Below are 13,264 nucleotides of genomic sequence, written 5' to 3' on the forward strand. Positions count from 1 at the left end.
AAGGAGAGTGGGGCGCATGCAGGATTTGTCAGCGCCGGAAGAGATAAAGTAACCGGGATGTTGCCAATAATTTTCTGCAAAAGGGATTGATGACAGGCAGACCGCCAGCGCGAGGCGGTCTGCATAAAGGTATTCAAAATGATAAAGGTGCTGAAAAAAAGCGGTTCCCTATACATAGCAGCGTTATTATTATCTTTTGCTTTTTTCTATATTGTTGCGCAAGTCGCCTACTATGCTTTTATCCAGGAAAAGGTAGAAGATTATGCCGAATCGATACTTGCCCGCAGCGATAATATTATTCTTCAGGTACGCGAAATCAACGCATTACGCGAAGAGTTTTCCGTCTACACACCGTGTAGCGATCCTTATCTGCATGCGTTAAGAAAACGCTTATGGCCTTATCCGCTGATAAAAGATATTGGCTATGTTGAAGACGGCAGAATAATCTGTTCAGCGCTGTGGGGGAAATATACTGTCCCGTTATCTCTTAATGTGTTCAAAAATAAAGTGAGCAGAGGCAGTTATACATGGGTGTTTGATGCGCTGATTGAGAATAATATTACTGCTGATGTCGTTTATAATAATAATTTTTCTGTCACCGTGTCACCCTTTGCTTTTACCCGTTTTCGTGAAGATTCTATCCGGTGGGGTTTTAATGCGGTGGTCGGAGACTACAATCACAAACAACATTTTTTCCTCGTAGGCAATAATACATCGCTGCTCGAAAATATAGAGCATGGTAAAGTGCATGAGTTCTTTTTTATTACTGAAAAGTCATGTGATGCGCGGCATGATATCTGCGTTGTGGCTGGCGTCAGACACTCTTTCGTATTTAATAACAATGGTTATATTCTTCTTTTCCTGTTTTGCGTGGCTTCGCTGGTGGGGCTGTTTGTTGGCGCGTTAATCAGTAAAAATCAGCATGAGAACCAGTCATTATTAACCAGGTTAGAAAATGCCATTATTAATAAAGAGTTGCATTTTGTTTATCAACCGCTTTACCGGGTAAAAGATAAAAGTATCATCGGGGTGGAAGTGCTGTTGCGCTGGAATGATAAACAGATGGGCAATATCGGTCCGGATATTTTCATTCCGCTGGCAGAAGAAAACGGCTTAATTAATAAGATAAGTCTCTACGTGGTTGAACATGCGATCAAAGAGTGTGGCGCCGCGTTGCGAGAGAAAGATATCACGCTAAGTATTAACGTCAGTTGTTCAGATATCTGTTCAAAGACGTTTTATCAACGGCTTATCGATACCCTGCAACAGGAAGGCGTGGCAGGGAAACATATCATGCTGGAAATCACCGAAAGGCAAAGTGGTCGCATAGAAGATATTATGCAGTCAATATGTTTATATAAAGAGCATGGAGTATTATTTGCGCTGGATGATTTTGGTACCGGTTATTCGAATTTAAAATGGCTGTCCATGCTCGATGTTGATGAAATAAAAATTGATAAATCAATAACCGATTCTATCGGTACACAGTCCATTAACCGACATATACTTCCTGGCCTTATTGCGATGTTTAAAGATATGCCACGCACTATTGTTTTCGAAGGCGTTGAAAATGAAGCTCAGCATCTTTTTTTACAAGGCAATTTACCGGAATCCTGCGCGCAGGGCTGGTATTTTTCCAAAGCATTAGCTTTTTCTGAGATAGAAAATCTTCTGGCACAGGTAAAACAGATAGATGAGGGCGCTGACAGCAACGTCGCCGTGCTGACACCGGAACAGCGAAACGGCTCTGCCGCCTGAGGCGGCTCTGTTTTTACAATCAATGGGTAACGCTCTACACTGGTGAGCAGTTTCCCGATTGGATGTCCCGGATGACGACACTTAAAAGTAATAATTTCTTCTTTATCATTCTGTTATTACTGGTCAGTCTGGCGTTTTTCAGCCTGATCCAACCTTACTACTCCGCCATTATCTGGGCGGTGATCCTGGCGCTGATTTTTTACCCGCTGCGCATGCGTTTATCGGCACTGCTCGGCGGGCGCAACGGCGTGGCATCGCTTATCACCGTAGTGCTGATCTGCGTGATTGTCTTTATTCCATTGATGATGGTGCTCTCCTCGATCGCCGTGGAGGTTAACAGCCTGTACCAGCGCTTGCAGAATAACGGCACCGATTTGCCGCAGCTGTTAAGCAACGGGATCGCGCATTTGCCGGAGTGGGCAAAAAACTCGCTGCGTGAAAATGATTTCGATTCGGTCGCCGCGATCCGCGAAAAACTCTCCGGCGTGGCGCTGAGCGTTGGGCGCTATCTGGCGGGCAGCGCGGTACTGATCGGCAAAGGCACGCTGGGAATTACTGTCGGCTTCTGTTTGATGGTCTATTTGCTGTTCTTTTTACTGAAAGATGGCGCAGAGCTGGTGCGCAAAATCTACGACGTGGTGCCGCTGTCGGCGACCATCAAACGCCGCCTGTTCCTGAAATTCGCCGGTGTGGCGCGCGCAACGGTAAAAGGCACGCTGGTCGTGGCGATTGTACAGGGGGCGCTGGGCGGTATCGGTTTTTGGTTTGCCGGGTTCAACGGCAGCCTGCTGTGGGCGACGTTAATGGCGTTTTTGTCGCTGATCCCGGCGGTGGGCACGGCGATTGTCTGGGTCCCGGCGGTGCTCTTTCTCTACTCCACCGGCGAGCTGGTCACGGCGACCATCCTGACGCTCTACTTCGTGATTGTGGTGGGGCTGGCTGACAATCTGTTGCGCCCGCTGCTGGTGGGCAAAGATACCCGCATGCCGGACTATTTGATCCTGCTTACTACGCTCGGCGGGCTGCAGTTCTTTGGCATTAACGGTTTTGTGCTGGGACCGATGATTGCCGCGCTGTTTATTACTTCATGGAATTTGCTGGCGCAGTCGCGAGCGAATACGCAAAAACAAGCGTAATAATATTTAAAAACGCCGCCTGCTAAATTAGGGCGGCGTTTTTTATTTGGCGTAAAGAAATGCAAAGGCTTTGAGTAAAATCTTATCCTGTGATAAATATAGGCGGTGTTTAACTACCGAGGACAATTTATTTCCGCCACGATGAGAAGCAATTCGCGGATAATTGTAATTATATGGACATTCTGTTCAGCGTCTTAAAACCTGACTTTTCCCTCCCGTCTTCTTCCTGCTGCCTGTTGGCAGATGACCAGTACTGGCGCTCTGCGCTGTAGTTTTCTCTCTGCCTGAGCTGGCACGTTGTGCCCGGCTGACATCGTTGTTTTTCCGGTTTCCCGTTATTCGGTAAGCCGCAGGAAAGTATGTTCTCAAGCAGGAGAAAAAAATGATTTACTGGATTTTATTAGCTCTGGCAATTATTGCTGAAATAACTGGCACGTTGTCGATGAAATGGGCAAGTATTAGCGATAGTCATACCGGTTTTATTTTAATGCTGGTGATGATTGCGCTGTCGTATATCTTTCTGTCATTCGCGGTTAAAAAAATAGCCCTCGGCGTGGCGTACGCATTATGGGAAGGCGTTGGCATATTCATAATTACTATTTGTAGCGTCTTTCTTTTTGATGAACCATTATCGACGCTGAAAGCCGCCGGTCTGGCCACGCTGGTACTGGGCATTGTGTTGATCAAATCCGGGACGCGCAAAGCCGTGCGTCAGGAGCGTAACCATGCTGCAGTTTGAGTGGATTCACGGCCTGTGGCTGGCAATGGCGATTGTGCTGGAGATCGCGGCGAACATCTTTTTAAAATTCTCAGACGGTTTTCGCCGCAAGTTGTATGGTTTCGCTTCCATTTTCGCTGTGTTAGCGGCATTTAGCGCCTTATCGCAGGCGGTAAAAGGAATCGATCTTGCGGTGGCGTATGCACTGTGGGGCGGGTTTGGCATCGTCGCCACGCTCGCCGCCGGTTGGGTGCTCTTTGGACAGCGCCTGAATTATAAAGGCTGGATTGGACTTGCCCTGCTGATTGTCGGTATGACGCTGATAAAACTCGCCTAATGTTAAGTTGCCCACGTTTGTGGGCAATGAAATTCGCGGGCTGTATTACGCTTAGGATACTATCTCTCACACCTCTGTTTCCCCGGACACCAGTAAGGGACGGCCAATGTTTAATCCGTTAAGCTGGCGCAATCTCCCCACGGCAAGGACGCTGTTTATCATGCTCTTTATGGCCGGCATCGGACTGATTGTTTCCGTTGTCGCGCTGCTCTATCTTTCGCTGCACCTTATTAGCTCCAAGGCCAATGAAATTGATGAACATCGCACCGCGCTGTCTGTGCAGGGCGCGATTCAGACGGCGGTAAACCGCACCCGGTCGCTGGTCATTGATAACGCCGTCTGGGATGAAGCCGTTCAGGAAGCCTATCGCCCACAACTGGATAGCGCGTGGCTATACAGCACCTGGGGTGCGGGCTTTAAAATCAATAACCTGTACGACGGCACCTTTGTGCTGGATGAGAAGTTCGCCGTGCTGTGGGGGGCGTTTCGCAGCCAGCCTTTTACCGAGCCTAATCTCGCGTTTTTTGGTGACGGGCTGGCCGCGCTGATTCGCAACCACAGCGAGCCGCTGCGCGAAGGGAAAGAGGTTTTCGCGGGCATCACCCGCACGCGCGAAGGGGTGGCATTTGTCAGTATCGGGCTTATTCGCCCGGCGAGCGGGCGGCTTAACGTTTATGACGCGACACGCCGCTACCTGGTGATTACCCGCCATCTCAACGCAAAGATCCTCAGCGATCTGGGAAATACCTTTCAGATTGACGACTTGCGCTTGCAGGCACGAAATGCCGCCGTCGCCAGCATACCGCTACGCGGATCGGCAGGTGAAACGCTGGGATATCTAAGCTGGACGCCGCATTTACCCGGCGCGGAGGCCGCGCAGGCGGCTGCGGCCAATATCCGCCAGATAGCCGCGCTGGCGGCGGGTTTGATTCTGCTGTTTATCGCACTCAGCAGCGCCGGGCTTTACAAACTGGCGCGTGGGGAAAAGCTGGCGCGCAAAATCGCGCTGACGGACTGGCTAAGCCGTTTACCTAACCGTCGCGCGCTGATTGAACACCTCGATAACCTGAGCGCAATGGGCGATCCCGAAATGATCAGCGTGGTGTTTATCGATCTCGACGGCTTTAAAGACGTGAATGACATTTACGGCCACGATGTCGGCGACCGGCTGATTGTGACGATAGCCGATACGTTACGGCAAAAAGTGCCGACCGGCGGCATGCTGGCGCGGATGGGCGGCGATGAGTTCGCCATGACGCTGAGCGGCCCGTGGTCGCTGGAAAAGGCCGATGATTTTGCGCATAACGTGTTGCGCTACCTTGAGATGCCCGTGCGCATTGGCAAACGCACTATTCATATTGGTGCCAGCATCGGTGTTGCCAGCGGCACGCTGCTGGAGTGTTCCAGTTCAGAGTTGTTTCGCCGCGCAGATATCGCCATGTATCACTCGAAAATTACCGGCAAAGCGCGGATGACGCATTATGACGCAGAGTTGAACAGCGCGCGTGAACGGCAATTAATCATTGAGAATGATATCCGTGACGGGCTGGAGCGTGATGAGTTTGATGTCTGGTATCAACCGATTGTCGATGCGCAAAGTCAGATGATGATTGGCGTTGAAGCGCTGGCGCGCTGGCCGCGCCGTCCGGATGGCGAACTCAGGCCGGACGATTTTATCCCGGTCGCCGAAACCAGCGGGCTTATCTATGCGCTCGGGCAGTTTGTGCTGCGCCGCGCCTGTAGCGATTTGCAGCAGCTTAACCACCTGAAGTTGTCGGTCAATATCTCGCCCGCACAGTTTCGCGATCCGGAGTTTGAAGACAAAGTGGCGCGGGTGCTGGAAACCTGCCTGTTTCCGGCGCACCGCTTACAGCTGGAGGTGACAGAAACCTACGTGCTGGAAAACCCTGAGCGCGCCCGTTCGGCCATCGCTAATCTCAAAGCGCTGGGCACGGCGGTTGCGCTGGATGATTTCGGCACGGGCTATTCGAGTATTGGTTATCTGCGGCGCTTTAATTTCGACACTATCAAAATTGATAAATCGCTGGCCGGGCTGGTGGATGATGACGAACAAGCCTCGGCGCTGGTGAGCGGCACGATCCGTATCGCCAGCGCGCTGGGCATGCAGGTGGTGGCGGAAGGTGTGGAAAACGAAAAGCAGATGAAACTGCTGCGGCTGGCCGGCTGCGACCAGCTGCAGGGTTACTATTTCAGCGAACCGATGCCGCTTAAGGATATTTTGCAGTTACGTTTGCTACGAAAGGGCTGAATTACTCGTCTGCCTCTTTTGCCAGCGCTTCCAGTTTGTCACGAAAACCGGTAACCGAAATGGCGCGGTTGTCGGCGCGCCAGCGATCTTTCGCCGCCGGCGCCGAGCTTTGCACGGCAATCAACTGCCAGCCCGCATCGGTTTTTAACATCAATGGCGAACCGCTGTCGCCCGGCAGCGTGTCGCACTGGTGCGACAACACGCTATTTTGCGCCCAGCCAGTGACGACACAGTCCTGGTGGCTGAAGAGGCTATCAAGATGATCTTCCGGATAACCCGCCTGCGTCACTTTACGGTCGGTCGCTTTTAATGCGGCGGTGAGTTCATCTTTATCACCAACGAAGATCGGCAGCGGCGTAATGCCGGAAGGGGGGTAACGTAACACGATAAGCCCGAAATCCCAGGGCGCGGCAGAAGAGGGAACAATCCAGCCATCGCCGTCGGCTTTCAGGCGGTGGCCGAGCGACGCATCGACACGGCCTTCGATACCGTGAATTTCATACCGCCAGCTGCCTCGTTGCGAAACAAAGCGCAGTGCTACGGCTTTGTCCGCTTTGCCGCGCGGCGGCGTTAACAGGCAGTGCCCGGCGGTTAATGCCAGGTGCGGAGAGATGAGCGTCGCTGTGCACAAATTGCCGCTGGCGGTTTCCAGTTGGCCAATCGCATCCCACGGCGCTTTGGTAGGGGTAGTAACAGGAACTCTGTCATCATGACCAAAAAAGAGCGTTTTCACATCACGGGCGCTTATCGCGTCATCGCCGCCATCGTCAGCATGTCCAACAGCGGAAAACAAAAACAGCGGTCCCAGCAACAGCACAACGGTTTTTCGCATATCACACTCTGGTGGGGTAATTATGATTATTAACGTAAGCCCAGGTAAACAAATATAGACGGGACGAGCAGAAAGTGGGAGTAAAATCAGCGTGCTACATTAATAAAGATAAAAGCGGACGGCAATCAGTGCGCAGATGATTAACATCGCCAGAATCACTTCAAAACGATAACGTCGCAGCATCATAGGCCCTCCAGAGAAAAACGGCGCTTCACCCGAAGGGTTCAGCGCCGACTTGTCACAGCGTTCTGCTACGAACGCCGGTATCAGACACGTTTACTTATGCAGCCGGTTGTGCAGCCGGTTTGGTCGCAGTGTGTTTAACGTGTTTTTTGTGGTGTTTTTTCGCAGCCTGAGCTTTCTGTTCTACAGCTGGTTTAGCCGCTTTTTTGTGGTGTTTTTTCACTTTCGCAGCCTGAGCTTTCTGCTCTACAGCCGGTTTAGCCGCTTTTTTGTGTTTCTTATGCATTTTTTTAGCCGGTGCAGCGTTAGTGGTAGCAGCCGGTGCAGCGGTCGTTGCTGCCGGAGCAGCAGCCGGAGCCTGGGTAGAAGTAGCGGTGTCAGCAGCGAAAGCAGCAGAAGACAGACCCAGAGCAGCGGCAACAACCAGAGCTAATACTTTTTTCATTCCGATATCCTCGAATTGGTTTCTTCATTCAACCCCACTGCGGGGCCGTTGAAAGAACTATATCCCTGTAATTGAACGCCTTCCGTGAGTGATTGGTTTCGGCGTGTAACGTAATGTACAGAGCGAGGAACCGCGCCGAAACTGCCGTTCCGGCGCGGGTTTATCAGAGGTAACGGCGGAGAAGATGCTGATGGAAATAATCGGCGTTTAGCGCTTCGCCGGTGGCATTCTGAATAAGCTGCGCGGTGCTGAAGCGACTGCCGTGCTGCCAGATGTTTTGTCGCAGCCAGTCAAAGAGCGCCGTAAGATCGCCCGCGGCAATCGCTTCGTCCAGCCCTGGCAGCGCGGTACGCGCGGCGTGGAACAACTGAGCAGCGTACATGGCGCCGAGCGTATACGACGGGAAATAACCAAAGCCGCCATCGGTCCAGTGAATATCCTGCATACAGCCGTTGCGGTAGTTGCCTTCGGTGGAAAGCCCCAGCCAGGCCTGCATTTTTTCATTCCACAAACCTGGAATGTCATCAACCTCAATCTCGCCGTCGATCAGCGCGCGTTCAATCTCATAGCGCAGGATCACATGCGCTGGATAACTCACTTCGTCTGCATCGACACGGATATAACCCGGTTTTACGCGCTGGTTCCAGGCGACAAAATTATGTTCTTCAAACGCCGGTTGCATACCGAAACGTTCAATAATGGCCGGTTGCAGACGGCGCAGGAAAGCCTCGCTGCGACCTAACTGCATTTCAAAGAACAGGCTTTGTGATTCATGAATCGCCGTGGAACGCGCCAGCGCAATAGGCTGACCCGGCCAGCTGCGCGGCAGATTTTGTTCATAACGCGCATGGCCGGTTTCATGTACCACGCCAAACAGCGCGCTCAGCAACTCATTTTCATCGTAACGCGTGGTAATACGCACATCTTCCGGTACGCCGCCGCAGAAAGGATGGGCACTGACATCGAGCCGCCCGCCGTTAAAGTCGAAACCGAGTTCCTTCATCGCCTGCAAACCCAGTTCGCGCTGGTCGGCAATCGGGAACGGCCCCTGCGGGGCAATCAACGCTTGCTGCTCCTGTTTTGCCACCGCTTTTTTCAGCAGATCCGGCAGCCAGGATTTTACCTCGCCAAACAATTCATCAAGGCGGGCGCTGGTCATATCTGGCTCGAATTTATCGAGCAGCGCATCATACGGGGAACACCCTTTCGCGGCGGCTCGCAGTCTGGCTTCTTCGCGTGCCAGTTTAACCACCTCTTTCAGGTTGGCGGAGAAACCAGCCCAGTCATTGGCGGGGCGCTGCGTGCGCCAGGCGTGCTCACATTTACTGCCCGCCAGCGACTGCGCTTCAACCAGCGATTCCGGCAGCAATGCCGCTTCCTGATAGTGCCGCTCGATTTCGCGCAGGTTGGCCTGCTCAATATCGTCCAGATCTTCTTGTCGTGCGTTGGCGATCCACTCGCCAACTTGTTTGTCGGTCAGGATTTGGTGGCGCAGGACACTTAATTCTGCCAGCGCTTCGCCGCGTGCTACGCTACCGCCTGGCGGCATCATGGCAAACATATCCCAACTGGCAATCGAAGCGAGGTGTGAAAAGCGCGACAGGCGCAGGAAAGTGCGGGTGAGCTGGTGATAGTTGTGCTTGTCCATAATGCCTCTGATTTTTAGCGTGTGATCGTGTAACCACCTAAAAGTAGTAGTTATTCAATACATTTCCTGAACTGTACCATAATAGGAATAATCTATTTAAATAACCAATGCCAACGCGTAACGCAGTAATATTATGAATCCATTTTTCTGGGTAATATTTGCTCTGCTGGCGCTTGATGCGGTGCGGGAATTAATGGGCGCGGCGTCGATTTTGAGTCTGCTTTGACACACACGAGCAAAAAGTAAAAAAAAGCCCTGCATGCGCAGGGCCGTTGACTATCGCAGCATTAATGCAGGCGAGAGTGGAGCCTGCTTCCCACCAAAATGGCAATCACCAGCATGGCGGCGATAAAACCGCCGACGCCGTTCCAGCCATAGCTATGCCAGAACACCCCGCCTAGTGTCCCCGCCACGCTGGAACCGAGATAGTAGCTAAATAAGTAGAGCGACGAGGCCTGGCCTTTGGCGCGCCGCGCGCGCGGGCCAATCCAACTGCTGGCGACAGAATGGGCGGCAAAGAAACCTGCGGTAAACAGCAGCATACCGATGAAAATCACCCCCAGCGTTGAGAACAGCGTAAGCAACAGCCCCAGCAGCATGATAGCGGTAGCACCGACCATCACCGGTCCGCGTCCGTATTTATTGGTCATCATCCCGGCTTTCGGCGAACTCCAGGTGCCCGTCAAATAGGCGACGGAAAGCAGGCCCACCACCGCCTGGCTCAGCGTCCATGGTGATTGCATCAGGCGGTAACCGATGTAATTAAACAGGGTGACGAACGAGCCCATCAGCAAAAAGCCTTCCAGGAACAACAGCGGCAGCCCCTGGTCACGCCAGTGCAGGCGGAAATTGATAAACAGTGTTTTTGGCCGCAGCGAAGTCGGGCGGAAATGGCGTGATTCGGGCAGGATCCGCCAGAACATCAGCGCGGAGGCCAGCGCAAAACAGCCAATCACCGCCAGCGCGATACGCCAGTTAAAAAAGTCGGTAAACACGCCGCTCAGCAGACGTCCGCTCATGCCGCCAATGGAGTTGCCGCTGATATACAGCCCCATCGAGAAGGCAACAAAACTGGGGTGGATCTCTTCACTTAAATAGGTCATGCCAACGGCCGCAACGCCGCTCAGCGATAAGCCAATCAACGCGCGCATCACCAGGATGCCATGCCAGCTGGTCATCATCGTTGACAATAACGTGCAGCACGACGCCAGCAGCAGTGCGGTAACCATTACTTTTTTTCGCCCGATGGCGTCAGAAAGCGGGCCGGTGAACAGCAGACCAATCGCCAGCATGGCGGTGGATATCGAGAGGGAAATACTGCTGCTGGCCGGAGAGACGCCAAACTCCTGCGACAGCACCGGTAAAATAGGTTGCACACAGTAGAGCAAGGCGAATGTCGCTAACCCGGCGGAAAAGAGCGCCAGCGTGACGCGCATAAATTGGGGAGTACCACGTTTAATAAATTGTCCCGGCAAAGAGACAGGTTTTTCGTCGACGACGCTTGCCGGCCCGGTGTCAACGGTTGTTGTACGACTCACTGGAGATCCTTAACGTTTTATACCCGTGTTTTTGGTGACGGGCTTACCACGTCGCTAAGGGTATGAAAGTGGCAATATTCTGTCTAATATATTAATAATCTCAAATAATATGTTTTAAATATGAATATTGAACTGCGTCATTTACGTTACTTTATTGCCGTTGCCGAGGAGTTGCATTTTGGTCATGCGGCGGCGCGGCTGAATATCTCGCAGCCGCCGTTAAGCCAGCAAATTCAGATCCTTGAACAACAAGTCGGTGCGCGCTTGCTTGCCCGTACCAACCGCAGTGTGTCGCTCACGCCTGCCGGGCGGCAGTTTCTGGCGGATAGTCGGCAAATCTTAAGCCAGGTCGATGAAGCCGCCGCTCGCGCCATGCGCTTGCATCAGGGGGAAACCGGGGAGCTGCGCATTGGTTTTACCTCCTCCGCGCCGTTTATAAAAGCGGTCTCCGACACCCTCTCTTCGTTTCGCCAGCATTACCCGGATGTGCATATCCAGACGCGCGAAATCAACACCCGCGAACAGATCTCACCGCTCAATGAAGGCTTGCTGGATTTGGGGCTGATGCGTAACACGCCGTTGCCGGAAACGCTGGCCTGGGATGTGATTCTGCGTGAGCCGCTGCTGGCGATGATCCACAAAGATCATCCTTTAGCGGCGCGTTCGGCGGTGTCGCTGGTGGAACTGGCACAGGAGCCATTCGTCTTTTTCGACCCGCATGTCGGTACCGGTCTGTATGACGAGATCCTCGGCCTGATGCGTCGTTATCAACTGACGCCAACCATTACGCAAGAAGTGGGCGAAGCGATGACCATTATTGGCCTGGTAGCGGCCGGGTTAGGCGTGTCGATATTACCGGCGTCATTCCGGCGTGTTCAGCTAACGGAAATGCGCTGGGTGCCGATTATTGAAGCGGATGCGGTATCGGAAATGTGGTTAGTCTGGTCAAAACATCATGAGCAGGGCAGCGCGGCCGCACGCTTTAAGCAGCAGTTGATCGCCGCCGCTGACGGATAAATTTTGCGCATAAGTCATTGCAAAATGTGCTGTAAATCACACGCCGGGGTAAATATTTGACGGCGACCAGTGAAGTGTTTCACCATAGCCGAACGTTTATTTCGAAGCGTGAAAATAAGGGAGTCAGAGGTGGTTGCTGATAGTCAGCCTGGGCATATTGATCAAATTAAGCAGACCAACGCGGGGGCGGTGTACCGCCTGATTGATCAGCTTGGCCCGGTGTCGCGCATCGATCTCTCACGCCTGGCGCAACTCGCCCCGGCCAGTATTACGAAAATTGTGCGCGAAATGCTCGAAGCCCACCTGGTGCAGGAGACGGAAATCCAGGAGCCTGGCAGCCGCGGGCGTCCGGCGGTCGGGCTGGTGGTCGAGACCGAAGCCTGGCACTACCTTTCTTTGCGCATCAGCCGGGAAGAGATCTTTCTTTCCCTGCGCGACCTTAGCAGCAAGCTGGTCGTCGAAGATCGCCTTGAGTTACCACTGGTGGCTGAACTGCCGCTGCTGGACCGTATTATTCTGCATATTGACCGCTTTTTTACCCGCCATCAGAACAAACTGGAACGTTTGACCGCCATCGCGATTACGCTACCCGGCATTATTGATACCGAAAACGGTATCGTTCATCGCATGCCCTTTTATGACGATGTTAAAGATATGCCGCTGGGTGAAGCGCTGGAAAAGCACACTGGCGTGCCGGTGTATGTCCAGCATGACATCAGCGCGTGGACGATGGCCGAAGCCCTGTTTGGCGCGTCGCGCGGGGCAAGGGATGTGATTCAGGTGGTTATCGATCACAACGTTGGGGCAGGGGTGATTACTGACGGGCGCTTATTGCATGCGGGAAGCAGCAGCCTGGTGGAGATCGGTCACACACAGGTCGATCCCTACGGCAAACGCTGTTATTGCGGCAACCACGGTTGCCTTGAAACCATTGCCAGCGTCGAGAGCGTACTGGAGCTGGCGCAGTTGCGCATGAGCCAGTCAATGAGTTCGATGCTGCACCAAAAACCGCTGACCGTGGAGTGGCTTTGCCAGGCTGCACAGCAGGGCGATCTATTAGCGAAAGATATCATTAGCGGCGTGGGTGCGAACATTGGTCGCATTCTTGCCATTATGGTGAATTTGTTCAACCCGCAAAAAATACTGATTGGATCGCCGCTCAGCAAAGCGGCCGACGTACTTTTTCCCGCCATTGCCGCCTGCATTCGCCAGCAGGCGTTGCCCGCGTACAGCCAGCACATCAGCGTAGAGAGCACACAATTTACCAACCAGGGCACCATGGCCGGTGCGGCGCTGGTAAAAGACGCGATGTATAACGGATCTTTACTTATCCGTTTGTTGCAGGGGTAACATTTTTACACTGTTGCCATAAAAATTGCGCTA

Annotated in this window: 11 protein-coding genes; 7 read left to right on the forward strand and 4 right to left on the reverse strand. The window is 52.8% G+C overall.

What is annotated here, in order from left to right; genetic code table 11:
* Positions 1-138: 138 nt before the first annotated feature.
* From ACFX4U_RS01530 to ACFX4U_RS01550, 5 genes are all read left to right on the forward strand, one after another.
* Positions 139-1,758, forward strand: a complete 1,620-nt coding sequence (locus ACFX4U_RS01530; protein WP_313507086.1) for an EAL domain-containing protein — start codon at positions 139-141, stop codon at positions 1,756-1,758.
* Positions 1,759-1,829: 71 nt separating this feature from the next.
* On the forward strand, positions 1,830-2,894 hold the full coding sequence (locus ACFX4U_RS01535) for an AI-2E family transporter (protein ID WP_313507085.1): 1,065 nt from the start codon (positions 1,830-1,832) through the stop codon (positions 2,892-2,894).
* A gap of 382 nt (positions 2,895-3,276) precedes the next feature.
* Positions 3,277-3,633, forward strand: a complete 357-nt coding sequence (mdtJ, locus tag ACFX4U_RS01540; protein WP_305736196.1) for a multidrug/spermidine efflux SMR transporter subunit MdtJ — start codon at positions 3,277-3,279, stop codon at positions 3,631-3,633.
* On the forward strand, positions 3,620-3,949 hold the full coding sequence (gene mdtI / locus ACFX4U_RS01545; protein ID WP_313507084.1) for a multidrug/spermidine efflux SMR transporter subunit MdtI: 330 nt from the start codon (positions 3,620-3,622) through the stop codon (positions 3,947-3,949). The genes mdtJ and mdtI overlap by 14 nt, the downstream gene beginning before the upstream one ends.
* A 106-nt stretch (positions 3,950-4,055) precedes the next feature.
* Positions 4,056-6,218 (forward strand): bifunctional diguanylate cyclase/phosphodiesterase, encoded by a 2,163-nt coding sequence (locus ACFX4U_RS01550; protein ID WP_313507083.1) that lies wholly within the window; start codon positions 4,056-4,058, stop codon positions 6,216-6,218.
* 1 nt (position 6,219) lies between these two features.
* On the opposite strand, the gene ACFX4U_RS01555 is transcribed toward ACFX4U_RS01550, so the two are convergent.
* From ACFX4U_RS01555 to ACFX4U_RS01570, 4 genes are all read right to left on the reverse strand, one after another.
* Positions 6,220-7,050 carry a serine protease gene (locus tag ACFX4U_RS01555; protein ID WP_017456667.1) on the reverse strand — a complete coding sequence of 277 codons (831 nt, stop codon included), beginning with the start codon at positions 7,048-7,050 and terminating at the stop codon, positions 6,220-6,222.
* A 280-nt stretch (positions 7,051-7,330) separates the two neighbouring features.
* Positions 7,331-7,678 (reverse strand): acid resistance repetitive basic protein Asr, encoded by a 348-nt coding sequence (gene asr, locus ACFX4U_RS01560; RefSeq protein ID WP_289890389.1) that lies wholly within the window; start codon positions 7,676-7,678, stop codon positions 7,331-7,333.
* 163 nt (positions 7,679-7,841) lie between these two features.
* The gene (locus ACFX4U_RS01565; protein WP_313507080.1) at positions 7,842-9,326 is read right to left on the reverse strand and encodes a carboxypeptidase M32; all 1,485 of its coding nucleotides are present in this window, start codon (positions 9,324-9,326) and stop codon (positions 7,842-7,844) included.
* 287 nt (positions 9,327-9,613) lie between these two features.
* On the reverse strand, positions 9,614-10,864 hold the full coding sequence (locus ACFX4U_RS01570; RefSeq protein ID WP_017456670.1) for an MFS transporter: 1,251 nt from the start codon (positions 10,862-10,864) through the stop codon (positions 9,614-9,616).
* A gap of 120 nt (positions 10,865-10,984) precedes the next feature.
* Between ACFX4U_RS01570 and ACFX4U_RS01575 the strand changes: the two genes are divergently transcribed.
* Both ACFX4U_RS01575 and mlc read left to right on the forward strand, forming a co-directional pair.
* A complete protein-coding gene (locus ACFX4U_RS01575) occupies positions 10,985-11,881 on the forward strand; it encodes a LysR family transcriptional regulator (RefSeq protein WP_313507078.1) in 897 nt (298 codons plus the stop codon).
* Between the two features lie 129 nt (positions 11,882-12,010).
* Positions 12,011-13,231, forward strand: a complete 1,221-nt coding sequence (gene mlc / locus ACFX4U_RS01580) for a sugar metabolism global transcriptional regulator Mlc (protein WP_200551883.1) — start codon at positions 12,011-12,013, stop codon at positions 13,229-13,231.
* The last annotated feature ends 33 nt before the right edge of the window (positions 13,232-13,264 follow it).

Source organism: Kosakonia sp. YIM B13588 (assembly GCF_042788165.1).
Lineage (GTDB): Bacteria > Pseudomonadota > Gammaproteobacteria > Enterobacterales > Enterobacteriaceae > Kosakonia > Kosakonia sacchari.